Annotated in this window: 23 protein-coding genes; 14 read left to right on the top strand and 9 right to left on the bottom strand. The window is 41.6% G+C overall.

The features are described from left to right. Positions 1-366 precede the first annotated feature (366 nt). The gene (locus ACGTNH_RS13605) at positions 367-561 is read left to right on the top strand and encodes a hypothetical protein (RefSeq protein ID WP_394587420.1); all 195 of its coding nucleotides are present in this window, start codon (positions 367-369) and stop codon (positions 559-561) included. A 96-nt stretch (positions 562-657) separates the two neighbouring features. Continuing rightward, positions 658-1,134 carry a spore coat protein gene (locus ACGTNH_RS13600; RefSeq protein ID WP_394587419.1) on the top strand — a complete coding sequence of 159 codons (477 nt, stop codon included), beginning with the start codon at positions 658-660 and terminating at the stop codon, positions 1,132-1,134. A gap of 357 nt (positions 1,135-1,491) precedes the next feature. Here the strand turns inward: ACGTNH_RS13600 and metA are convergent, their stop codons facing one another. Then, a complete protein-coding gene (metA, locus tag ACGTNH_RS13595) occupies positions 1,492-2,400 on the bottom strand; it encodes a homoserine O-acetyltransferase MetA (protein ID WP_394587418.1) in 909 nt (302 codons plus the stop codon). Positions 2,401-2,668: 268 nt separating this feature from the next. Here metA and ACGTNH_RS13590 point away from each other — a divergent pair, with 268 nt between their 5' ends. Next, positions 2,669-3,202, top strand: coding sequence for a DUF1572 family protein (locus tag ACGTNH_RS13590; protein ID WP_394587707.1), 534 nt, complete (start codon positions 2,669-2,671; stop codon positions 3,200-3,202). Positions 3,203-3,345: 143 nt separating this feature from the next. On the opposite strand, the gene ACGTNH_RS13585 is transcribed toward ACGTNH_RS13590, so the two are convergent. Further along, a complete protein-coding gene (locus ACGTNH_RS13585) occupies positions 3,346-3,798 on the bottom strand; it encodes a hypothetical protein (RefSeq protein WP_394587417.1) in 453 nt (150 codons plus the stop codon). Between the two features lie 124 nt (positions 3,799-3,922). Here ACGTNH_RS13585 and ACGTNH_RS13580 point away from each other — a divergent pair, with 124 nt between their 5' ends. Next, positions 3,923-4,582 carry an HAD family hydrolase gene (locus ACGTNH_RS13580; RefSeq protein WP_394587416.1) on the top strand — a complete coding sequence of 220 codons (660 nt, stop codon included), beginning with the start codon at positions 3,923-3,925 and terminating at the stop codon, positions 4,580-4,582. 121 nt (positions 4,583-4,703) lie between these two features. On the opposite strand, the gene ACGTNH_RS13575 is transcribed toward ACGTNH_RS13580, so the two are convergent. Beyond that, complete coding sequence (locus ACGTNH_RS13575) at positions 4,704-5,342, bottom strand: YczE/YyaS/YitT family protein (RefSeq protein WP_394587415.1); 639 nt, start codon at positions 5,340-5,342, stop codon at positions 4,704-4,706. Positions 5,343-5,538: 196 nt separating this feature from the next. Here ACGTNH_RS13575 and ACGTNH_RS13570 point away from each other — a divergent pair, with 196 nt between their 5' ends. Then, the gene (locus ACGTNH_RS13570; RefSeq protein WP_394587414.1) at positions 5,539-7,185 is read left to right on the top strand and encodes a DUF2207 domain-containing protein; all 1,647 of its coding nucleotides are present in this window, start codon (positions 5,539-5,541) and stop codon (positions 7,183-7,185) included. A 92-nt stretch (positions 7,186-7,277) separates the two neighbouring features. Here the strand turns inward: ACGTNH_RS13570 and ACGTNH_RS13565 are convergent, their stop codons facing one another. Continuing rightward, positions 7,278-7,445 (bottom strand): YfhE family protein, encoded by a 168-nt coding sequence (locus tag ACGTNH_RS13565; RefSeq protein WP_394587413.1) that lies wholly within the window; start codon positions 7,443-7,445, stop codon positions 7,278-7,280. A gap of 94 nt (positions 7,446-7,539) precedes the next feature. Continuing rightward, on the bottom strand, positions 7,540-7,911 hold the full coding sequence (locus ACGTNH_RS13560) for a DUF2512 family protein (RefSeq protein WP_394587412.1): 372 nt from the start codon (positions 7,909-7,911) through the stop codon (positions 7,540-7,542). A gap of 367 nt (positions 7,912-8,278) precedes the next feature. Between ACGTNH_RS13560 and ACGTNH_RS13555 the strand changes: the two genes are divergently transcribed. Next, complete coding sequence (locus ACGTNH_RS13555) at positions 8,279-9,271, top strand: aldo/keto reductase (RefSeq protein ID WP_394587411.1); 993 nt, start codon at positions 8,279-8,281, stop codon at positions 9,269-9,271. A gap of 137 nt (positions 9,272-9,408) precedes the next feature. Here ACGTNH_RS13555 and ACGTNH_RS13550 read toward each other — a convergent pair whose 3' ends face one another. Continuing rightward, positions 9,409-10,065, bottom strand: a complete 657-nt coding sequence (locus ACGTNH_RS13550; protein WP_394587410.1) for a GntR family transcriptional regulator — start codon at positions 10,063-10,065, stop codon at positions 9,409-9,411. 260 nt (positions 10,066-10,325) lie between these two features. Between ACGTNH_RS13550 and ACGTNH_RS13545 the strand changes: the two genes are divergently transcribed. From ACGTNH_RS13545 to ACGTNH_RS13510, 8 genes are all read left to right on the top strand, one after another. After that, the gene (locus ACGTNH_RS13545; protein WP_394587409.1) at positions 10,326-11,522 is read left to right on the top strand and encodes a CaiB/BaiF CoA transferase family protein; all 1,197 of its coding nucleotides are present in this window, start codon (positions 10,326-10,328) and stop codon (positions 11,520-11,522) included. A 15-nt stretch (positions 11,523-11,537) separates the two neighbouring features. Continuing rightward, positions 11,538-12,446, top strand: a complete 909-nt coding sequence (locus ACGTNH_RS13540) for a hydroxymethylglutaryl-CoA lyase (RefSeq protein ID WP_394587408.1) — start codon at positions 11,538-11,540, stop codon at positions 12,444-12,446. 40 nt (positions 12,447-12,486) lie between these two features. After that, positions 12,487-12,738 (top strand): hypothetical protein, encoded by a 252-nt coding sequence (locus ACGTNH_RS13535; RefSeq protein WP_394587407.1) that lies wholly within the window; start codon positions 12,487-12,489, stop codon positions 12,736-12,738. Continuing rightward, a complete protein-coding gene (locus ACGTNH_RS13530) occupies positions 12,739-14,226 on the top strand; it encodes a sodium:solute symporter family protein (protein WP_394587406.1) in 1,488 nt (495 codons plus the stop codon). It begins immediately after the preceding gene. Between the two features lie 25 nt (positions 14,227-14,251). After that, complete coding sequence (locus tag ACGTNH_RS13525; protein WP_394587405.1) at positions 14,252-15,502, top strand: MFS transporter; 1,251 nt, start codon at positions 14,252-14,254, stop codon at positions 15,500-15,502. Positions 15,503-15,529: 27 nt separating this feature from the next. Next, positions 15,530-16,138, top strand: a complete 609-nt coding sequence (locus ACGTNH_RS13520; protein WP_394587706.1) for a flavin reductase family protein — start codon at positions 15,530-15,532, stop codon at positions 16,136-16,138. A gap of 421 nt (positions 16,139-16,559) precedes the next feature. Then, positions 16,560-17,132: an RNA polymerase sigma factor gene (locus tag ACGTNH_RS13515; RefSeq protein WP_394587404.1), complete on the top strand. Its 573-nt coding sequence runs from the start codon at positions 16,560-16,562 to the stop codon at positions 17,130-17,132. Continuing rightward, positions 17,119-17,910 carry an anti-sigma factor domain-containing protein gene (locus tag ACGTNH_RS13510; protein ID WP_394587403.1) on the top strand — a complete coding sequence of 264 codons (792 nt, stop codon included), beginning with the start codon at positions 17,119-17,121 and terminating at the stop codon, positions 17,908-17,910. Before ACGTNH_RS13515 ends, ACGTNH_RS13510 begins: the two co-directional genes overlap by 14 nt. A 178-nt stretch (positions 17,911-18,088) precedes the next feature. On the opposite strand, the gene ACGTNH_RS13505 is transcribed toward ACGTNH_RS13510, so the two are convergent. The 3 genes from ACGTNH_RS13505 to araA all read right to left on the bottom strand — a co-directional run bounded on the left by ACGTNH_RS13505 (position 18,089) and on the right by araA (position 22,751). Then, positions 18,089-19,315 (bottom strand): sn-glycerol-1-phosphate dehydrogenase, encoded by a 1,227-nt coding sequence (locus ACGTNH_RS13505; protein ID WP_394587402.1) that lies wholly within the window; start codon positions 19,313-19,315, stop codon positions 18,089-18,091. Between the two features lie 708 nt (positions 19,316-20,023). Further along, a complete protein-coding gene (locus ACGTNH_RS13500) occupies positions 20,024-21,163 on the bottom strand; it encodes a GntR family transcriptional regulator (RefSeq protein WP_394587401.1) in 1,140 nt (379 codons plus the stop codon). Between the two features lie 115 nt (positions 21,164-21,278). Then, entirely contained in the window at positions 21,279-22,751 is a 1,473-nt protein-coding gene (araA, locus tag ACGTNH_RS13495; protein ID WP_394587400.1) for an L-arabinose isomerase, read from the bottom strand. Positions 22,752-22,762 lie beyond the last annotated feature (11 nt).

Genomic DNA, 22,762 nt, shown 5'->3' with positions numbered 1-22,762 from the left:
AATTCCACGCAGGACGCTTTTTAAATTCTATTTTTCATTCACCTTTAGTTTTTCAGCGGCATTTCAGTTTGAAGGGTCTTTCTTTTAGCATTACACTATCAGTTGTTTAGAAGAGACAGACCCTAATAGCTATCTTCCCGTTAATATTCGAATACCCATCCAGCTTAATGAAAAGAAATGACCGTCCTAAGGGGACGTCATTTCTTTTTTATGTCGAATGAAACGCAAAGCATAATAAAGAGTAACAGAACACTAGTGGATTGTGTTCTTAGAGTAAGCTTTATTTTTTATAGATCCATTAATAGCCCTTACCCCTAGTAAAAGAAGTACATAAGGTAATAGAGACAATGCTTGGGGGTGAAATAGGTGAACAGCGGAAATTTTAAAAAAACATCTGAAAAATTAATCGATATGCTTGTAGGTTCCACGCTTAAACGCCACAAGGTGGCATTAAACGGGGATCATCTTAGTAATGAAGAGAAGGAGCAGCTTCGAAGCCTGGTTGAAGAATTGAAACAAAATGTGGAATCTCTTCAACAAAAAGATAAGGAAGATAAATAGGTACTCTATCCATTCTACTATATAGTAGTTGATCGCCTTCGCCAGTAAGAGATTTCAGCATATACAAGTATATAAAGATAGAAGGGAGGCAGGATTATGTCAAAGTGTTCTAACACAAAGCCTGTTTATAACATTAGTAAAAAGAGCTGCCCTAAAAAGTGGAATGCACTCGATCCAAAAGTGTGTCATCCACTATCAAATGATGATAGTAATCAATCAGCAGAACAAAACATTAAGTCCACACAACAATCGTTTGAATCGATTATTATTAAAGATTCATGTGATGTAGAGGTAAGCACTACGGATACTCAAGCAGCTTTAAACGTTCAAATTGGACTTCAGGCTGCGATTGCATTAATTGTTAGTATTTCTATTGCCGACGGCGAAATTGCGGACAAAGTGACGCAGGATCTTCATGAAAAGATTAAATCAACTCAAGTGAACCAGCAGCAAACGTATATTGAGAATTCACGCGGGGTTCGAGTAACAACAACGGATACGGATATTGCTGTAAACGCTCAAGTTCTATTACAAGTATTATTGGCCTTAATAGCTAGACTGGATATTTTGTAATTTTTATAAAATCAAGCAGCACAAAATGAATTAAGCATAAAATAATCCGAACGATTTTATTAAAATCAGTTCGGATTATTTATGTTAAGGAGATTACACACCCTCGCTCCATCAAAAACTTTTGCTTTCCGTGGGCACGTTCTCAGCTTCCTCTAAAAGCAAAGGGTGCATTTCTGCGAGGAATCTTCGCATTTTTAATACACTCATGCTCGGCGTTTTACGAATATTCGTTTTTAACATCACTTCTTTATTACTAATTAAGTGAAGTACGTTGCAAAATGTTTAATCATAGTGGCAGTCGATGGCGTTCTAAATAAGTCAGCCCTTGAATATAAGGGCTGACTCGCTAAAGATTCGTCATTTCCATGCGTATGGTGTTTGCTGGTAAACATAGTAGTTGAGCCAATTAGAAAACATCAAATAGGCGTGCGAACGCCAGCGATTCAATGGTTTCTTCGTAGGGTCGTTGTCTTTATAGTAATCAAATGGAATATCAGGTTTAAGCCCTTTGTTCCGATCTCTGTGATATTCGTCCCCAAGTGTTGCAGCGTCGTACTCTACGTGCCCTGTAACCATTACGTGTTTTCCATCTTTGGATTGAATCGTAAATGGTCCCGCTTCTTTAGACGTGGATAGAAGAATTAAGTCATCATGAGCGAGAATTTCTTCTTCAGATACATCTGTATGACGAGAATGGGGAGCTTGGAACTCATCGTCCCATCCTTTGACGAGCTGAATATCCGGATGAAGCAAGTCATGGGTGAACACACCTGTACGTTTTTGGTGGAGCGGAAATTTCTTAATGCCATAATGATAATACAGGGCTGCCTGAGCACCCCAGCAAATATGCATCACTGAAGTCACGTGTGTTTTTGTCCAATCCATGATTTCCATTAATTCATTCCAATAATAGACTTCTTCAAATTTTAACTTTTCCACCGGCGCTCCTGTAATAATCATGCCATCGTATCGATGATCTTTCACTTGGTCGAAGTTTTTATAAAATTGGTCTAAATGTGACTTGCTTACATTTTTTGACTCATAGCTGGCCGTATGTAGAAATTCCACATTTACTTGTAAAGGAGAATTACTAAGAAGGCGGAGCAGCTGCGTTTCTGTACGCTGTTTCTCAGGCATTAAATTTAAGATTAATATATTTAAAGGGCGGATGTCTTGAGTGACCGCCCGCTGCTCGTCCATGATAAAGATGTTTTCGTCAGCTAAGATCTCACCCGCAGGTAAGTTCTTTGGAATGTTGATAGGCAATCACAGTTCCTCCTCAATGCTAGGTAATATTTTCATTATAATGATGTAGGTTTGATGGTGCAACGGGGTAAAGCGCTAAAAAAGTAATGTGTAAGAATATTCAATGTTCTTATCCTATCACATATAGAAAAATGATATCGAGTTAATCAGCTTATGGGCTTTATATCAGGAGGATGAGAGCCGATTGGTTATTTCCATTAATGAGCCATCGATCATGCAGGAAACTTCATCGATAGTGTCGAAGTTTATCATTAAAGAGGGGGTTCTTATGAGTTTTGAAAAAGAATATTTAAGAGTCGTTCAGGAGAGGTTCCGTAATGTGAAGGAACTTGGGGAAAAGACAATTACTCAGCTGTCTGAAGAAGAAATTTATTGGCATATGAATGAAGAATGTAACAGTATAGCCGTGCTCGTCAAACATTTAAATGGAAATATGAAATCGCGCTGGATTGATTTTTTAACTTCTGATGGGGAGAAACCGAATCGAAACCGTGACCAGGAATTTGTAAACACCCTCTCTTCAAAAGAAGAACTGATAGAGGTGTGGGAAGAAGGATGGGAAATTCTCTTCCATACATTAAATGCTCTAACGCCTGCAGATTTAACCAAATATGTTCTAATTCGAAGTGAAAATCATACCGTGATTGATGCGATCGAGCGTCAGATGGTTCATTACGCTTCTCATATCGGTCAAATCGTTTATATAGGAAAGCTTTTAAAGGGAAAAGAGTGGCAAACGTTAAGTATTCCAAAAGGGAAGTCTGAAGAATACTTTGAATATATGCGCAAAAAACATGAATAAGCGGTGGAGCGACCTGATTTAACTTAGTTATGCTTTTGAAATTATTGGGTTGAAAAGAAGGTATGAGCGAAAATGAAGAGGTTTTTGTGGGTAATTGCTGTTATTATTACATTTCCCATTGCGAGTTTTTGTTACAGCAAGGTCTATGGGAAAACGTTAAGCTTAATTAACAATTTCGATATTCCTCCAATCACAAGAAACCCCCCTACATACATTAAGAAAGTGTAAAAATAGGACCAATCGTCATTATAGGTTAGTGTTCCTTTTAAAAGGGCTAATCCTTCTAAACCTGTCATTCCTCCAATAAATAAAAAGTAAACCAAAAAGGGGTGAATGGTTTTGTAGACGAGCGCATAGGTAAACCAGGCTCCGGCTATGGTAAATATTCCTAAATCTAAAAATATGGAATCTAACAGCATAGCCTTTGGCATTGGGTGAACCTTCCATAAACCTATGTGAATGCCTGCCTGATTCAAGACCACCGCAATCAAAGCGGTGATGGGCGCCGTCGTAAAAAAGATTTTCGGTGCTTTCCTATATAAATAAATCCCCGTAATCCACGGAAGAACAAAACCAACAATAATAATAAAAGTCATCTCTATCACCTCGTGATAGTTTTTCAATCCTCACTTTTTTTATACATTCAGCAGTTAAATCACTATAACTTTTCTGTCAAACTTCGAAAAGGAAGCATATTTTTTATTAAAGGAGAGCAAACCAATGTCCCAAGCATTAATTTTTGATATGGATGGAACACTATTTCAAACAGATAAAATCTTGGAATTATCATTAGACGACGCATTCAACCATCTTAGAGAACTGGACCAATGGGATACAGAAACGCCTATAGAAAAGTACCGGAAGATTATGGGGATGCCGTTGCCTAAAGTATGGGAAACTTTATTACCCGGTCATTCATCCGAGTTAAGAGAACAAGTGAATGACCATTTCCTCGAACGTTTAATTAAGAATATAAATAGTGGAAAAGGGGCTTTATATCCTCATGTAGAAGAAGCTTTTAGTTATTTAACAGAGAAGGGATATTCGATTTACATAGCAAGCAATGGTTTAACGGAGTATCTACAAGCGATAGTACGTTATTATCGGTTGGAACAGTGGGTAACTGAAACTTTCAGCATTGAGCAAATACAAACGCTGGATAAAGCAGATTTAGTCAAAACCATTATAGAAAAGTATAGTGTGAAAAAAGCTGTAGTAGTCGGAGACCGCTTATCTGATATAAATGCAGCTAAAGAAAATGGATTAGCTTCAATAGGATGTAATTTTGATTTTGCCAGGGAAGATGAACTTTCTCAGGCTGATAGAGTAATTGATGACTTAATTGACTTGAAAACTATAGTACCTGCCTTAGATCAGTAGCTTGTAGTTAAACAAGGGCGGCAAAAATAAGAAAGACCCGCTCCTATTTGGTAAATGAATAGTTCGGGTCTTTCTCTATTTGTTAATCTTTCGTTTTTCAATAGCTGCTTTTACCCAGGCCCTACATGGCTTCTTGATAATCCTGGATACCTTGCGGGTGCAGCTTATAATACAGTGGGTACGCCCTCGTATAGCTATACTGAATAACGGGTCCCAGGAACAGCATCGGCGCGATCGTTCCTAATCCAACGGGGCCTCCTATAAGGAAAGCGAGAGTGGTCATGAAGACCGCTACTACGGATTGCCCCATTTGAATACTTAAGTTAAAACGAGCACTGACAGCTAAAAACAATTGATCGACCGGAGCCCGCGGAAATTGAGGGAGTATATAAATGGCCACTCCCAACCCGATGATTACTACGCCTGCTAACAAGGTTGAAACCTGTAACAAATACGGAGCTAGTGATAAATCAACATGGGAAAATACCACAACTAACCAAAAGTCTAATATTAAACTTTCTAACAGTACAGGTATAGCTGCTCTTACTTCAGGCTTTTGTTTCATTAATACGGCATTAACAAAAATAATAATGAGCTGAAACGTACCGTACCAAAAGCCTACCGTATATCCAAGGTGATCTGTCACTCCTATAAAGAAGGAGGTCCAAAAGCCGGCTCCAAGGGTAGCATTAATCAGCAGGGCAACACCAAAGAAGTTAACAAGCATTCCCAACAGGTAAATAAAGGAACGATATAGCAAAAGAAAACCCTCTAATCTATTTAAAATCGTGCTCATTTCATAGAACTATTCTCAGAAATGTGACCACATTTTATTAGCGATTTTTTCATGCGTCAATACGTAAAATAAAAAAGACTTTAGGAGATCATTTTTAGAACTTGAAATGAAACCTTTTTCATTATGAACCGTAGAAAAGAAAAGAAAGCGGGTGACGAATTTGAAAAATCTAATGAGTTTATTTCTTCTTTTATTGATCATCTCAATCCCCACTTCGGTATTCGCCGTTGATTATGATATTGAGGAAACTATTATTAATGCTTCTTTACAGGAAAATGGGAATGTGGAAGTAAAAGAAACCCATACGTATCGTTTTGATGGAGAGTTTAATGGAATTACAAGAACTCTTTTACCTAAAGAAAACACTTCAATTTCTAATGTCCGTGCTTCAGAAAGCGGAACGGATCTGAATATTGATCAAGAAGACCATTTATACAAGATTTATCGAAGTGGTTCAGATGAAACGATAACCATCGATTTATATTATTCGATCGAAAATGGAGTAAATGTCTACGAAGATGTTGCAGAATTTTACTGGCCGTTCTTTGATGACAGCAATGAGTCTACTTACGAATCAATGTCTATAACGGTTGAACCCCCAGGAACGACTGAGGTTAAAGCGGCTTATGGTAAAGATGAAGCCTACGGTACAGCTCAACCCAAAGATGATGGTAGTGTGACATTCGACCTGGGGGAAGTACCGAGCGGAAAAAAAGGAGACATTCGTGTTGCTTATGAGTCTTCTTTGTTTTCTGAAGCCGCTATAACGAGTGAAGCCCCTATGCTGGAAACCATTCAAGCTGAAAAAGCGGCATTAGATCAGGAAGTGATGGCTAAAGCGGAACAAAAAGAACGATGGGGAGCCTTAGCTCCATTTATCATAGGCGGGTTAGCCTTGATTGCTCTCATCCTTATGATAGAAGGCTGGAGAAAAAGAAAGGAAACCTTGCGTGAAGCAGAGCGACAGAGCAGTGGAGGTGGAAGCTTTCCGAAAGAGACGATGAGCCTTCCGGCCATGCTTGGGTTTATGAACCACGGTATTCTTTCTACATCCACATTGACCGCTGCATTACTTGATCTTGTCCGTAAAGGAATAGTAGAAAAGGTTTCGGATAAAGAGTTTAAACTGGTTAAGCGTCAAACTGAATACGAGCATGAAACGATTTTGGTGACCTGGCTGTTTGATAAAGTTGGGGCAGACGGAAGATTTCATGTCCAACAGTTAGAGGAATATGTCCAGCATAAGGAGAACCACAGGGATTACCAGAAGCACTTTAATGCTTGGCGTCAAGCCGTCAATAAAGAATCACGTGAACGTAAATTGTATGAGAAAACAGCTAAACCCCGCTGGTTATCCGGGATTGCAGCGTTAGCGGCAATACCTTTTGTTATTCTCTTTCCCTATTTTGGATTGTTTGTTTGGATGACTGCTGCCATCGTGTTATTCGTCTTTTTTGTTCTCTATGCCATTTTTTATCAGCCGTTAACGATCGAAGGACAGAGGATAAAACGCGAACTTCAACCTTTAAATCAAGGAGACGAGTGGAAAACATGGGGGCAGGAAGACCAGGTGCCTGCTTTACTTTACCAGATCGGTGCAGGTAAACGTGATCTATTCTCCAAACCACCGGCTGCTCTTTCTTCATCTAATGAGGATTGGATGATTTATTTATTGATTGGAGCGACACTGCATAGCAGCTTTCGATCAGCTGATCAGCATGCGACTGCTTCCGCTTCTTCAGGCATCGGGCCAGGTGGCGGCGGTACAGGTGTAGGAGGAGGCGGTGGAGGATCCGGAGCTTTTTAAGAAGCTGATTTCTAACAAAAGAAAAACCACGAAGTAATTTCTTCGTGGTTTCATTTTGTATAGGGGGAGTCAGGTCTGCACCTTGCCAAGTATTAGGATTTCAAATCAGGGTTTTCATTTTTAGCCTGTTTTACTTTAGGCTTGCGATAACCCCCGGCTATATCTGCTTGTTTAAATTCTTTCGCGTAACGAACTTCCTGGGCATCTGATAATTCGATTCCATTCCCTTTTATAGGCTGATACTGTGTGTTTCTACTCATGGTACTCATCCTTTCTTTCGGAATTGGATCACATAATACTGTATCACTTATTACAAAACCTTAAACTTTCTCATCAAATGAATGTTCTAAAATTTTACTTAATAAATGAGGCTCGAAGTTCGGGTTTTTTTGCAATATAATTGTGAAAGAAAAATTCTCCTGCTCCAAGAACAATACCAGCTAAGACGCCTGCAGAAATCCAGGATGATTGGTCCGGACTTCCCATTATGGAACCTACGATGGCAATGATGATGATTGAAAGACCTACATCTGCGGTGCTTGCTACCATGTTCGTTGTTTTCGGATATAATAGAAGATCTCCAAATACATATGAAATAACCCCAAGAACAACTGTGATGGCTAAAATGGTCATTAACGAGACGCCAAAACCTAATCCGAGTACTAAATAAAGACCTACAATAGTCATAAGACCTTTAATGGCCAGCGCTTTTACATGCTCCATCATTTTTCTCCTCTCCTCATAATAAGATAAAGTAGAAAACAGACAAAATCTCATTAAAACATTTGTATATTACAACTATTCCCATAAGTCAGACAGCTAAACTTCGTTAAGTGGGTTAATCATTGATGATTACTGCGGTGCCCATGGGAGCGTTGTAGGATTGAAATTAAAGGAGGGATATTTTGAACGTATTCGATATTTTAATCGGGGTAGGTCTCGTGTTCTTTGTCATTTTCACCATAGCTGTTTACTCTGCTTTTCGAAAATAAACGAAGAACATTCTTTCATACGTTTCATATTGAACCATAAAGGTTAAATAAGTGGTGTAGCTTGTTTATCCATTTTTTAATCTACTGGAGGTTTTTTAAATATGAAACATCTTATTCAGGGAAAGATCGGTTTTGGTACAGCTCCCTTAGGTAATATGTACCGCGATATACCGGAAGAAGAAGCGATGGCTACGGTAAATGCAGCCTGGGATCATGGTATTCGGTATTTTGACACCGCTCCCTTCTACGGTGCAGGACTTTCAGAGATTCGTTTAGGGGAAGCATTATCCGATCGTAATCGTGACGATTATGTGCTCAGTACGAAGGTTGGAAGATATATGGAATCCGAAAAAGAAGAAGCAGAACAAGGAGAATTGTTTGAACACGGCCGTAACAATAAAGTGGTAACTGATTATAGTGGGGATGCCACCCTCCGCTCCATAGAACAGAGTCTGGAACGGTTAAAAACCGATCGTCTCGACTTTGTCTATGTGCATGATATTGCGCAGGACTTCCACGGTGATGAATGGCTGGCTCAATTTGAAACAGCCAGAACGGGGGCATTTAAAGAACTGACTCGTCTGAGGGAAGAAGGAGTCATCCAGTCCTGGGGATTAGGTGTAAACCGAGTAGAGCCGATAGAAATCGCGATGGAGCTCGAAGAAGCCAATCCAGACCTTTGCCTCATGGCCGGCCGCTATACATTGCTGGATCATGAGAAAGCATTACAGCGAGTACTCCCTCATGCTGAAGAAAAAGGTTTGAGCATTATTGCAGGAGGCCCGTACAATTCAGGCGTCCTTGCCGGAGGAAGTCATTTTGAATATCAAAAAGCGCCTGAGGAAATGATTGCGAGAGTTGAGAAATTAAAAAGCATCGCCCAGCGCCATAATATAAGCGTTAAAGCAGCGGCTCTTCAATTTACACTAGCCCATCCGGCTGTTGCCGCAGCTATTCCAGGAGCCAGCCGTCCGGAGAGAATAGAAGAGGATCAGGCTGCACTTGAGACAGTGATTCCTAATGAGTTCTGGAGGGAATTGCTTGATCAAGAACTGATAGCTCCTGAGGCCCCGCTGCCGTATAATAAACAATAATCAGCTGGGTCTAAACAGTATAAGGCATAATATAATCCGAACGATTTCACTGAAATCTGTTCGGATTTTTAATTGGGTACCAGGTACCAAAATTGCTCTTTTACAGCACTAGGTACCTGATACTATTACGTCGGTTATCAAGACGTATAGTGATGATCGATTTCATCCATATGGTAGATGACCTGGTCACGTCCATGATAAATATGTTCATGCATAGCCGCACGGGCGCGTTCTGTATCCTGCTGTTCGATTGCTTTAAGGATCGTTTTATGGACGTCTAAGGAGTGGCGGAGCTGGTATTCGTCAAACCAGTAAAAAGAACGGAAGATAAGAGGGACCACTACAACTTTAGACATGTGAGAATGGATGTGTTGGTTTTGAGAAGCTTTAATAACGGTATCATGAAATTGCTGGTTAATATCAAGGATGTGATCGATCGTTGTGCTGCCTGAGTCAAAGTAAGAGGTTATCGCGGTTTCATATAATTCATTCGCCTGGTTCATTTCTTCTAAATCTTCTTTTGTACGATGGAGCGCTGCTTGAGCGGCTGCATAACCCTCTAATAACACCCGCAAGTCGTAAATTTGTTCTATATCTTGTTTCGTAAAATGACGCACGGATACCCCGCGTTTTAACGATACAATTAATCCTTCAGATTCAAGCTGCCTCAATGCTTCTCGAATTGGTGTACGGCTCAAACTTAATTGGCTCGCCAAGTATTCCTCTGTTAATCGCATTTTAGGCGGGTAATCTCCGTGCAAAATAGCTTTCTTTATCGATTCATATGCGTTCATTAAACAACACCTCTGTCTTATATTGTATCCAAATTAATAAGTAAACTTCAAACTTGAACATTCATTGTATACAAAGCATGGGTGATTTAGCCTTAAAATTAAATTTTTATAAGTAATTATTGAACTATTGTATACAAGGTGTTATTGTTATAACAAGATTCAGAAAGTTTTGATATTAAATGTATGCAAAGACTTCCAGATAGGGAGTTTATTTTTTTATATTATTATAAAGCGTTTTCAAAAAAAGAGGTGGGACAGCAATGGTACAAAGTTTAGAAGGTGTAAAGGTTTTAGAAATGGGTAGTTTGATTGCCGGCCCTTTTGCAGGAAGGTTAATGGCTGAATTTGGAGCGGAAGTTATTAAAGTAGAACCTCCAAAAAAAGGAGACCCCCTGCGTGAGTGGAGACATATTTATGATGGCACTTCCCTTTGGTGGAGACTGCAGTCAAGAAACAAAAAGTCGATCACAATCAACTTAAAAAGTGAAGAAGGTCAGAATCTTGTTAAATCACTTGTTGAGCAATGTGATATTGTCATTGAAAACTTCAGCCCCGGGACTTTAGAAAAGTGGAACTTAGGCTATGAGCAATTAAAAGAAATCAATCCAGGCATTGTAATGGTACGAGTGTCCGGCTACGGTCAGACCGGTCCTTATCGAAATAAACCTGGCTTTGGAAGCATTGGCGAATCAATGGGTGGAATTCGCCATATTACGGGTCACCCTGAGCTCCCGCCGCCAAGAGTAGGGGTAAGTCTTGGAGATTCTTTAGCTGCGATGTACTCCGTAATCGGGGCGATGATGGCTCTTTATCATCGGGATGTTCATGGTACGGGAAAAGGTCAGGTCGTGGATGTCGCGCTTTATGAAGCCGTCTTCAGCTTATTAGAGGGCTCTCTTCCTGAGTTTGACAAGCTTGGAGCTGTGCGGGAACGAACAGGCTCTTCTCTGCCCGGTATTGCACCGTCCAATACCTATCAATGTAAAGATGGCAAGTATATCGTCATTGGTGGTAACGGGGATGCCATTTTCAAAAGACTGATGGAAGCCATTGGCTATCCAGGACTGGCTGAAGATGAACGTTTTCAAAGTAACAGCGGCAGAGCTCAACATGCCGATTTTCTAGATGAAACGATAGAAAATTGGACAAAGACGATGAACTTAGAGAATGCACTAGAAGTGTTGGATGGAGCAAGAGTGCCTGCAGGACCGATATACAGCATTGAAGATATCGTGAAAGACCCGCATTACTTAAGCCGTGAAATGATTCAAAATTTTAAACTTAATGACGAAGAAGATCTCAAAATTCCTGGGGTAGTACCGAAAATGAGTGAAACACCAGGAGGCACGAAATGGCTGGGGCCGGAACTTGGTCAGCATACCGAAGAAGTCATGAAGAACTTGCTTACTTTTGATGAAGAAAAAGTTCAACAGTTAAAGGATAAAGGGATTATTTAAGAGGAGGGAGAAGTTATGGAGCGAATTTATATTCAGGAAGTAGCGACGAGAGATGGTTTCCAAATCGAAGACCAATTTGTCCCGACAGATGAAAAAGTAAAATTAATAAACAAGCTCAGCTCAACTGGCTTAGACAAAATTGAAGTCACATCCTTTGTATCTCCTATAGCCGTGCCGAATTTAAAGGATGCGGAAGAAGTTATGAGACGGATCGACCGACACCCTGGCGTAACTTATACGACATTGATTCCAAACATCAAAGGAGCAGAGCGGGCGCTGGAATGTAAAGCTGATGAAGTGAATTTAGTCGCGTCAGTGAGTGAGACTCACAATAGGAAGAACGTGCGTAAAACGCCGGAAGAATCTTTTGAAAACTTTAAGGATATATCCTCTTACTTAAGTGGAACGAATGTACAAATGAATGGAACACTTGCTACGACGTTCGGCTGTCCTTTTGAGGGCAGTATTGATGAAGGAAAGGTGCTCCACTTGATTGAACAGTACGTAATACTGGGCGTGGCAGGAATTACATTAGCCGATACGACAGGGATGGCGACACCGAAACAGGTCTATCGATTAAGCGAAAAAGTACGTAACCGCTGGCCTGACCTTCCGATAACTTTGCATTTTCATAACACACGCGGGATGGGGTTAGCCAATGTGATGGAAGGGATACGGGCAGGAATTGATCGTTTTGATGCTTCGTTAGGAGGGTTAGGAGGCTGTCCTTTTGCGCCAGGAGCTACTGGGAATATTTGCACAGAAGATCTTGTTCATATGCTGGCCTTTATGGATTACGACATGCGAGTTGATTTAGATGAACTCATTGACACATCCAAATATTTAACATCGATACTGAATCACGACGTGCCCGGCCAGGTCATGAAAGCAGGGAAAATTTCGGACTTATATCCTGTATCTTAGTCAAAAGTAAAATGCCAAACAATGAAAAGGAGGGAATGAAATGAAAAAGGCAAAAAAAGAACCCATTAAGAATGGGAAGATTTGGATTGTGCTCGGTTTATTATTCGCGATGGTGAATCCATGGTATTTTCCTGAAAGCTTCGGAGAAATTCTCGTTTATGGCGTTCCGCTTTGGGCTATGATTATTATTATCGCCTCAGTATTATTGTCGGCTTTTCTCTCTTACGTTTTAAAGTACCATTGGATGCTTGAAGAAGAGGAAGAAGAAGCAGAAAAGAAAGGAGTGAAATAAATGGAATTAGCATTTTCAGGCTGGGAAGGTATCGTCATTTTATTGGTGTATGGCTTTATTATGCTAGGCGTCGGAGTCGTTACGTATTTAAGAAATCGGAAGATACACCAGAGCTTAGATGAATACTATCTTGGAGGCAGAGGTCTTGGGGTAATGGTCTTGTTCTTCACGTTTTTTGCGACTCAATATAGTGGGAACACAGTGGTTGGGTACCCTCCCTCTGCGTATCGGATGGGATATGAATATTTAGTGTCCGTACCTTTCTTCATTATGATTATTATGGCATATTTATTATTCGCACCTCGATTGTATTCTTTAGGAAAGAAGTACAAATTAGTTACTCCAGCCCAGTGGTTTGAGAAGCGTTTTAAATCAAAAGCCGTAACGATCCTTGCTTCACTGCTGATGCTGTATGGACTAGGAAATTACCTGCTTGAACAGCTGGTAGCGATTGGTCAGGGAGTGTATGGGTTAACGGATGGTACTGTTCCTTATCATGTAGGAGTCGTATTTTTCGTCATTATCATGTTGATCTATGGGTGGCTGGGCGGTATGCGCTCTGTTGCTTATACGGATACAATGCAAGGGATTGCGCTGCTTTTTGGTGTATTTATGCTTCTGCTCGGTTCCATTATTTACTTTGGTGGTTTACCGACATCTGCAGATTACATGAAGGCGTATTCTCCAGAAAAGTTAGGTGTGCCTGATGGACCTGGTGTCGTTAACTGGTTTAGTTTACTCGTCCTTATTGGGATAGGTGCAGCAGTCTATCCTCATGCGATTCAGCGGATTTTTGCAGCAAAAGATGAACGAACGTTAAAACGTTCCTTCAGCCGCATGGCCTGGATGCCCTTTTTAACAGCCGGTGTCGTATTTGTTATTGGGATTATCGGCATCAATGCGTTCCCTGACTTATCCACTGCAGAATCGGAACAGCTCGTAGGAATGATGGCAAGTACTGTTGCGAGTCAGAACGTTGTTTTTTACTGGGCTATGATTCTTCTGTTTGGAGGAGTAATCGCGGCTATTGTTTCTACAGCTGACTCGGTGCTGCTTACTTTTTCTTCGATTATTTCGAATGATTTATATGGAAGTTATATCAATCCTAATGCATCTGAGCGTAAGAAACTATTAGTAGGTAAATTAGTAGGAGTCGCAGCTGTAGGTATTCTAATTCTAGTGGCATGGTTTCCTCCGGGTACGCTCTATCAAATTTTTGTGTTAAAGTTTGAAGTACTAATCCAAATTGCTCCGGCTCTCATTCTGGGACTCTATTGGAACCGCCTGCACACGAAAGCCGTATTTGCCGGTATGCTGGCTGGAACCATTGTGGCTTCAGTAATGACGATCTTAGGATGGTCGTATTTAGGAGTGGCAAATGGGTTGTGGGGTCTTCTGCTCAACCTCGCGATCTGCGTCGTTGGAAGTTTTGTAATGAGTGTTTCTGTAGTAGAAGAGGAAGAAGCGAAACAAGTGATTGGAATGTAGTTTTATAGAAAAGAGATGAATTGGAATGAGAAGTTCTGCCATGGATTTAGCGCCTTCTCGCACATATAAGCCCTGGCGTATGCTTTTATGGCTTCTAATGGCTCAAATTATGGTTGCTTTTATCGGCAGAAGCCTGGGGCCGCTTGGCGTACTCATCGAAGAAGATTTACAATTAACTAAAGCTCAAGTTGGTCTGCTGCCGTCTGCCTTATTTTTAGGGCAGGCGGTGGCTTCAATTCCTACAGGTTTCTTAGCGGACCGCTTTGGATCTCGGCCGCTATTGCTGGTGCTGTCCTCATGTTTAGGAATAAGCTTCTTACTCATGACCTTTCAAACCTCATTTTTGTTTGTACTGCTGCTTATCGTGATTGGCGGAATAGGTTATGGAGGGATGCACCCTACGACGAATAGAGGTATTGTTTTCTGGTATGATCAGAAACAGCGGGGCACGGCGATGGGGATCAAGCAGATGGGGATTACGTTTGGTTCTGCATTGGCAGCTATTCTGCTACTGCCTTTAGCGGAAACGTATGGATGGAGAATTGTTGTCTTAATTGCATGCATCGCACTAGTGGCGGCTGGGTTGGCTGCATATTTCCTTTACAGAGACCCTGTAGAAGAAAAAATGAAAAAAGCTGAAAAAGCTGCAGCAGGTTCTACATTTGCTGCGATTGCCTCAATGGCGAAAAATAAACCTTTACTATTAATTAGTTTAAGTGCAATGGGGATCAACGGCTCGCAAATGTGTTTAAATACGTACCTCGTTTTATTTACTTATGAACAGATCGGCATCAACCTCGTACTGGCCGGGCTTTTATTAGTTGTTTCAGAGGTCGGCGGTTCTCTCGGCCGAATCGGGTGGGGCGTCATTAGTGACCGTGTCTTTGGAGGGCAGAGACTGACGGTGATGGCAATCATTGTAACTATCACTTTATTTGCCAGTGCAGCCGTTGCTTTTATTCCTCGCGGCACACCTTATGGCTTGTTGATTCCTTTGTTTTTAATTTTTGGATTTTCTGTTTCCGGCTTCAATGGGATATGGATGAATTTGGCATCTGAACTAGTTCCCAAAGAGCAGGCCGGCTTATCTAGCGGTTTTAGTATTACACTCGGTTCACTAGGGGTTATTACACTGCCTCCTTTATTTGGCTTGATTATTGATAAAACGGCTGGCTATACTTATGGCTGGTTAATGATCTCAAGCATTATGGTGATCGTTATGCTTATGCTAAGCCAGTTGTATAAGATGAAACAAGAGGAACAATACGCCCAATAATTCTGTGAAGAAAGGATCTTGAAAACGATGAAATTTGATCCAGCGGAACATGAAACAAATCAAGTATACAAACTTTTATCCGGCTCAGTCGTACCACGGCCGATTGCCTGGGTATCTACTCAGTCCCCGGACGGCGTAATGAACATCGCTCCCTACAGTTTTTTTACTGTCGCTTCCAGAAAACCGCCTATGTTATGCATTTCGGTAGGACCGGGGGTAGGGGAACGAAAAGGGACAGTGAAGGATACGTTAGAAAACATTCGCTCCACCGGGGAATTTGTCATTAATATATCTTCTACTCCTTTAGGAAACGAAGTACAAAAAACGTCAGAAAACTTTCCAAGTGAAGTCGATGAATTTGCTGAAGCCGGACTCACTCCTGCCTCTAGTGAAAAAGTAAAGCCGATGCGAATTAAAGAAGCACCTATCCAGATGGAGTGTAAGTTAGAGCAAATTGTAAAGCTCGGTAGTGATCATTTAGTGATAGGTGAAATGGTCATGTACCATATTCAGGATGATTATTATGAGGATGATTATAAAGTTAACTTGGATAAGCTGAGGCCTTTAGGACGTCTGGCGAATAAATTCAGCGAGATTGAAGGCTTGTTTGAATTACCTAATGATGATTTAAAATAACAGTTCGAGATCAGGACATAAAACAGGGATGTCAAAAACGAACGATTGTATACACGTACCTCATTAGCGTAGTCAAAACACGCAGACTCCTGTGGGAACAGCGCGAGTCGAAGATCCCGCAGGTAAGCGCTCTTTGCTTGCCGAGGAAGCTGAGGCCGTGCCCACGAAAAGCGGAGTGTTTTGACGGAGCGATGGTGTGGAGTCTCATTAACATAAAATAATCTGAACTGATTTCTCCATAATCGTTCGGATTATTTTATGTTTTATTTAGTTATGTCCCAGCCCCATTTTTCCGCATGAAAATTTTAATAAGGAAAAACACATCCAATCCCAATGTTTTTACGTAAGCTGTACATCACGCGAAGAATCTTTCCATGAAATATTATATAATATGGGTACTATTGATAAAGGGGATTCCTCAATGAACAAACTAACGGACGTCGAATTGTATGAGAGAATTCGGTCAAGAGACAAAGAGGCACTGGAATTGCTGTACGATCGTTACGAAAAACTGCTGTATTCTTTTGCCTATCGATTTACCAAAGACACGCAGATGGCTGAAGAAGTGATGCAGGATGTATTTCTGAAGCTGTGGAGAGGGAAAGGTGCCGGCACTTATGCCGAAGAACGGGGCAAGTTCTCAAGCTGGCTTTTAACAATTGTGAGAAACGGATCCATTGATCTTATACGGAAAAAGAAAGTCAAAGAGGTCGAATGGGACAATCGTGATTCGCTTCGTGAAGATCTTCCCGGCGTAGAAAAAGAGATAGAAGACAAAGAAGAACGCGATGCCCTAAGAAAAGCCATACATACCTTGCCGGATGCTCAGCAGCGAATGATCTGCTTATTTTATTTCCAAGGGATGTCTCAGAGAGAAATTGCAGAGAAATGTGATATTCCGCTAGGCACGGTAAAAGGAAGAGTGAGGCTGGCATTAAAGAAATTACGAGAAAACTTGGAACAGAAAGGGGGGATCGACGGTGAAAGATTATAGATGCGATTGGGTACTAGATTACATCAATGATCAGTTATCAGAAGAAGAAAGACTCCGATTCGAACAGCATCTACATGAATGTGGAGAATGTCGAGAGGAAGTTCAAGAAATTGAAAACATGATGGCCGACATTTCATCACATGGAGAACAAGTTGATCCCCCTGAAGGAATGAAGGGAAGAGTGTTTTCACACGTATTTGCTGAAGAAACGCCTGGAGCTGAGACGGTTACTCCATCGAAGAAAACTTTTGCCACCCGGTCAAAAGTATGGACAGGAGCATTAGCAGCTGGACTACTTCTATCAATCGGCGCCAATATCATTCTCGGAACACAGCTGCAACAGCTTTCTTCTGATAATGAAAACTTAGAATCATCCCTATCGGATATCCAAGTGGCATTATCTGAACTAGAAGAAGAGCAAAATAGAAATGAACTCGCAACTGCTTCCCCATTTGAGAGAGCTTCCTTATCACCAACAGAAGGATTTGGCGGTGGAGGACTGGCCACGATGACACAACGTGAAACAGGATATGAATTACTCGTCCAGGTGCAGGAAATGGAAGAGCTGGAAGAAGAGCAAGTGTATCAAGTATGGCTTATTGAAGGAGAAAATCCTGTTCCGGCCGGTGCATTTGTAACTGACGACCAAGGAAATGGGGCGGTAACTTTTGAAATGAATGAAGAAGACCAATCATGGGATGCGATTGCTGTGACGAAAGAGTCCCAGCCTTATAATGATCAACCTGAAGGGGATATTATCTTGCAGGCGGAGTTGTAAGTGGAAGACTGGTCGTTTTTTGACCAGTCTTTTTGTATTTAGGATAAGAACATGGGTGAAGCATAATCTTAGTAGGAAAAAGTGATTTTTTCTATGGCAATCAAGTGTTCCATAGAGGGGGAAAGACTCATAGGCAGTTTGAGACTAAATTATTTTGTATCAGATCTTCTTAATCTTTTTAATCGGCTTCAGGATAAAAAGAAGGACGTAATGGATACGGAATCATGGTTGATTTGATCTGATTGATCAGGAACAACCCCGTACATCGATCTCTTAAATGGAAGGCTTCATTTAAACTTTTTTCCACTAAAGATTCGGATACTCCCAGTTGTTGAATACGGCTGGGACCTCCTGTCTGCTCCAGGTAATCGCGTAATACCTTCGCATCAGGCAGGGCTTCAATTTCAGTTTTAATAGAATACCAGTGTTCGTTCAGTTCTTTTTCGTACCTCTCTCCTTGGGACAGTAGATCGGGATTGAAGTTCTCAGCCCATTGTTTATATAAATCGGTTATTATTGATGCGGCTATTCCTACCTTCGCTCCATGAAGAAGCTGTGGGGCATCTTTTTGTAAAAGATCCATTTCCCAGTAATGAGATAAATGATGCTCGCCGCCTGAGGCTGGTCTTGAAAAGTCCAGCAGCAGCATGACGAGCCCGGATTCAATTAAAGCTTCCATTAAAATGGTGAGCCCTTTTTCATCGGCTCGTGCGATTTTTTCTGCATTCTTGACACACCTCTCAAGGGAGTTCCGCGTCATCTTTGCAGCTGATGCACTATATGGTTCATCTGCAACAAGCTGAGAAATCTGCCAGTCCAGCAGCGAAGTATATTTACCTAATATGTCGCCGAACCCAGCCGCTGATAGGTCTTGCGGGGCTGCGCACAGCACGTTTAAATCGGCAAATACTGCGATCGGCGAAGTAGTTTGGATCGTCTTTTTTACTCCTTTTAAAATAAGAGGAGCTCCTTTGGAAGTAAACCCGTCAACAGAAGCGGCTGTTGGGATAGAAATAAACGGGAGGTTCATTTTCTCACTGCAGAAACGGGTAATATCGTGTATGGTTCCAGACCCGACCGCCAGCAGAACATCAGTCTCGGAAGGAGTGTCCACCATTAACTGTATAATCGTCGGCTCATCAGCTATAATTTGCCCATGAGAATTGGGGGCCAGCTCTACGACCGTTGCTTTAATCCCTTCTGCTGTTACATATCTGTACAGCGCATTACCTGCTGCTTGTTTGGTATTCTCATCTATAACGAGTACCGCATGCTGAAACCTTTTTTCTTTTATAAACTCAGCAGACTTCAACAGGCTTCCAGCACGAATATCCAGTTTGGGCAACCGTTCAGGATCGACGCGCACTTCTTCTGCTAATTGTAGTAGATCATCTGAATATTGCATGAAACTCTCCCTTTTGTTGTAGAGTACATTCTCTAGTAATTTCCAATTTTTATGTACGTGACTAAAGGTTAGCACTCCCTGAATGATTAGTCAATAAGTCAGCGTTATTTTAATCATTAACTTATGCGTACATATAATATTTTTTCCTTGAGGTAGGGCCCTATCCTTAGTTCAATGAATGATAAACTTCTCCATGACACAAAAAAAGAAAGGCCGCAGCCTTTCTCTGTCTGTCGGAAAAGCTAAGGTGTACTTCATATAAGTATGGAGAAAGGAATAAGAAAAAGCGCCGCTTTCCGCGGGGCAAGACGGAAAACCCCTCGATCATTTCACTGCGATCTCCAGGGCTTCTCCTGACTGCTCGTCCCGCAGGAGTCGGCACTTTTTTCGTTCCATTGACGAAAATGGAATTTTGAAACCTGCGTAATGTGAGGCCCTATTGTAAACGCTGTTTTCATAAGGGCACAGCTTGAATAAAAGATTTTGCCAGTGATCTATTTCGAAAAAGGGTTTGAGGAAACGGCGAGACTCCTGCGGGAAATGGGAATAAGGTGGGACCCCGGAGGGCTGATAAAGCCCGAGGAGGCACACCATTCGCCCGCGGAAAGGGAGTCGCTTCCTCAAACCCTTTACACTCTCTAACGAAAGGAATTTTACACTCTTTTAGGTTTCTCTACAAGCTGAGATAGGCCGCAGCCTTTCTTTTGATTACTTAATATTTTCTAATCCTTTACCTTTAACCGTAATATCCTTCGTAGAACTGCGCACAACTAGTTCCGTAGGGTAGAGCACACTCTTTATTTCTTCTGCTGATTCATTATTTTTCTGCTGTGTCCGAATCAAATCTAATATAAGTTTTCCGGCTGTATGTCCGAGATCAGCCTGTGGATGATGAATAGAGGTTAACTTCACCTCTGAAAGCTCTGTTAAAAAGGAGTTATCAAATCCAACGATAGAGATGTCATCGGGGATTTTCACTTGATTTTCCCTTAATACATTGAGAAGTTTAATCGCAAGCTCATCATTATAACTGACGATGGCTGTTGGCTTCTGGCCCGTTTGGTTCAGGTAGTGCTGTAACTTTTCCACGGGTTTTTCATCTTTCTCTTCAGTTTGATAAGTCGTAATATACTTTGGATTAATAGGGACTTTATACATTCTATGAGCTTTCAAATAACCTTTCATTCGAAGGTTACCCTGCATATCATCGGTTTTAAAGAAGCCTAATATGTCCCGGTGACCCTGATTGAGCAAATGTTCCGTCTGCAGGAATGCTCCTCTTTCATCGTCTACGAGCACGCGTAGCGGCTCTAATGCTTCATAATAGGCATTGATCATTATATAGGGGATGTTCAACCTTTCCAAATTCAAATAATAATTGATGTTAGGATTGGCATACGCACTTTTCGTCGGCTCGATAATTGCTCCGTCAAACCCCTGGGTAATGATCATCTCCAAATATTCTCTTTCTTTTTCGTGATCATTATTCGTACTAAACAAGCTGACATGATAGCCTTGCGCGCTTAAATGAGCTTCCGCTCCGCGAATAATAGAAGGGAAAATATAGTCAGAAATATACGTCGTTACGATGGCAATGTTTTTGCGGGAAACGATGCCGCTATGTGCCTGGTGCGTCGTCCGATCCGCACAAAACGTCCCCGCGCCTTGTTCCCTGTACAGCCAGCCTTCACTTACAAGTTCGCCAATGGCAAGCCGGACCGTATGACGGCTGACACTGAACTGTTTCATCATTTCGCTTTCGGATTGGATTTTATGGTGAGGTTCATAAGTTCCATCTAAAATTTTCGATTTTATTGCTTGTTTCACGATTGAGTATTTCGTCTGCATATACTTCACTCCAGATTCTCTCACATATTCGTATAAGTTAGCATATCACACTTACATCATTTGATGAAATTGAATAAAAAGAAAGACCAGCCGTTAAAGCCAGTCTTCTCCTTTCTCATTTCCAAATCAGTTGATTGAAAGCAAGCTCTTTCCTGAATGTTTTTAGTTGGGTTTCTTCATCTATTGTCACACATTCGATACCGATCATTTCTGCATAATCTTCAAGCTGTTCAGCGGTTAAACTAAAAGATAGAGCCGTATGATGAGCGCCGCCTGCATATATCCAAGCTTCTGTAGCTTCACTTAATGAGGGAAGAGGCTTCCACAACACCTTTGCTACAGGCAGCCGGGGGGTGTCGACTTCAGGCTGAACAGCGTCCACTTTGTTAATGACCATTCGAAAGCGGCCGCCTAATTCAATTACTGAAACATTGACTGCTTTGCCGCCGACACCGTCAAACACAAGCCTGGCCGGATCTTTTTTATCCCCCATACTTAAGGGATGCACTTGAACAGCGGGCTTCGTCGCTGAGATAGACGGACAAATTTCCAGCATATGCGAACCTAATATCAATTCGTTTCCTTCTTCTAAGTGGTACGTATAATCTTCCATAAAGGAAGTTTTCTCATTTCCAGCCATCACTTTCATCAATCGGACGAGGGCAGCCGTTCTCCAGTCTCCTTCTCCCGCAAAACCGTACCCCTTTGCCATCAGCCTTTGAGCAGCAAGTCCCGGCAGTTGTTCCATGCCATGCAAGTCTTCAAAGTTTGTTGTGAAGGCATGATAGTTTCCTGCTTCTAAAAACTCCTGTAACCCTAATTCAATCCGTGCCTGTTCTTTTATAGCGGCCAGCTGCTCCTCATTTTCAGGGAAGTCGTACAGGGTGCGGTACTCCTCCATGAGATCATTTACGGCCTCTTCGGTTATCGTGTTGATCACTTCGACGAGGTCTCCGATCCCGTAATAATCAACTGTCCAGCCGAATTTGATTTGTGCTTCAATTTTATCCCCATCAGTGACGGCTACATTCCGCATATTATCACCGAATCTAGCGACGCGGATTGAGTGACTTTCATTAAAGCCGGCCGCCACCGTCATCCAGGAGGCCACTCTTTTTTGAATGGTTTCACTGCCCCAGTAGCCTACGATCACCTTTCTCGCTTTATGAAGGCGCGTTCCGATAAATCCGTATTCCCGATCGCCATGGGCTGATTGATTCAAGTTCATGAAGTCCATATCGATTGTTTCCCATGGCACTTCCTTATTGTACTGTGTGTGCAAATGAAGCAGCGGCTTCTGCAGAGCTTTCAAACCGGCAATCCACATTTTTGCCGGTGAAAAGGTGTGCATCCACGTAATAATACCAGCACAATCAGCTGACTCATTTGCCTGTAGACAGACCTCGTGAATGTCAGAAGAATTCGTCAGGACTTGCTTAAACTTAATCGGAAAAGGTAAATGGCCGCTCTCATTTAATTGATGAACGAGATCTTTCGAGTTCTCTTCTACTTGCTTTAAAGTATCATCCCCGTATAAATGCTGGCTTCCTGTAACGAACCAAAAAACATAAGGTTTCATTGTAAGCATAATTGTTCCTC

Source organism: Halobacillus sp. B23F22_1 (genome assembly GCF_043497005.1).
GTDB lineage: Bacteria > Bacillota > Bacilli > Bacillales > Halobacillaceae > Halobacillus_A.
This window is presented reverse-complemented; position numbering and strand designations above follow the sequence as displayed.

What these genes read in the sequence shown, in the direction of transcription:
- ACGTNH_RS13600 (WP_394587419.1), top strand. Translation starts at nt 658, where the DNA reads ATGTCAAAGTGTTCTAACACAAAGCCTGTTTATAACATTAGTAAAAAG.
- ACGTNH_RS13590 (WP_394587707.1), top strand. Translation starts at nt 2,669, where the DNA reads ATGAGTTTTGAAAAAGAATATTTAAGAGTCGTTCAGGAGAGGTTCCGT.
- ACGTNH_RS13585 (WP_394587417.1), bottom strand. Translation starts at nt 3,798, where the DNA reads ATGACTTTTATTATTATTGTTGGTTTTGTTCTTCCGTGGATTACGGGG.
- ACGTNH_RS13580 (WP_394587416.1), top strand. Translation starts at nt 3,923, where the DNA reads ATGTCCCAAGCATTAATTTTTGATATGGATGGAACACTATTTCAAACA.
- ACGTNH_RS13565 (WP_394587413.1), bottom strand. Translation starts at nt 7,445, where the DNA reads ATGAGTAGAAACACACAGTATCAGCCTATAAAAGGGAATGGAATCGAA.
- ACGTNH_RS13560 (WP_394587412.1), bottom strand. Translation starts at nt 7,911, where the DNA reads ATGATGGAGCATGTAAAAGCGCTGGCCATTAAAGGTCTTATGACTATT.
- ACGTNH_RS13555 (WP_394587411.1), top strand. Translation starts at nt 8,279, where the DNA reads ATGAAACATCTTATTCAGGGAAAGATCGGTTTTGGTACAGCTCCCTTA.
- ACGTNH_RS13550 (WP_394587410.1), bottom strand. Translation starts at nt 10,065, where the DNA reads ATGAACGCATATGAATCGATAAAGAAAGCTATTTTGCACGGAGATTAC.
- ACGTNH_RS13545 (WP_394587409.1), top strand. Translation starts at nt 10,326, where the DNA reads ATGGTACAAAGTTTAGAAGGTGTAAAGGTTTTAGAAATGGGTAGTTTG.
- ACGTNH_RS13540 (WP_394587408.1), top strand. Translation starts at nt 11,538, where the DNA reads ATGGAGCGAATTTATATTCAGGAAGTAGCGACGAGAGATGGTTTCCAA.
- ACGTNH_RS13535 (WP_394587407.1), top strand. Translation starts at nt 12,487, where the DNA reads ATGAAAAAGGCAAAAAAAGAACCCATTAAGAATGGGAAGATTTGGATT.
- ACGTNH_RS13530 (WP_394587406.1), top strand. Translation starts at nt 12,739, where the DNA reads ATGGAATTAGCATTTTCAGGCTGGGAAGGTATCGTCATTTTATTGGTG.
- ACGTNH_RS13525 (WP_394587405.1), top strand. Translation starts at nt 14,252, where the DNA reads ATGAGAAGTTCTGCCATGGATTTAGCGCCTTCTCGCACATATAAGCCC.
- ACGTNH_RS13520 (WP_394587706.1), top strand. Translation starts at nt 15,530, where the DNA reads ATGAAATTTGATCCAGCGGAACATGAAACAAATCAAGTATACAAACTT.
- ACGTNH_RS13515 (WP_394587404.1), top strand. Translation starts at nt 16,560, where the DNA reads ATGAACAAACTAACGGACGTCGAATTGTATGAGAGAATTCGGTCAAGA.
- ACGTNH_RS13505 (WP_394587402.1), bottom strand. Translation starts at nt 19,315, where the DNA reads ATGCAATATTCAGATGATCTACTACAATTAGCAGAAGAAGTGCGCGTC.
- ACGTNH_RS13500 (WP_394587401.1), bottom strand. Translation starts at nt 21,163, where the DNA reads ATGCAGACGAAATACTCAATCGTGAAACAAGCAATAAAATCGAAAATT.
- araA (WP_394587400.1), bottom strand. Translation starts at nt 22,751, where the DNA reads ATGCTTACAATGAAACCTTATGTTTTTTGGTTCGTTACAGGAAGCCAG.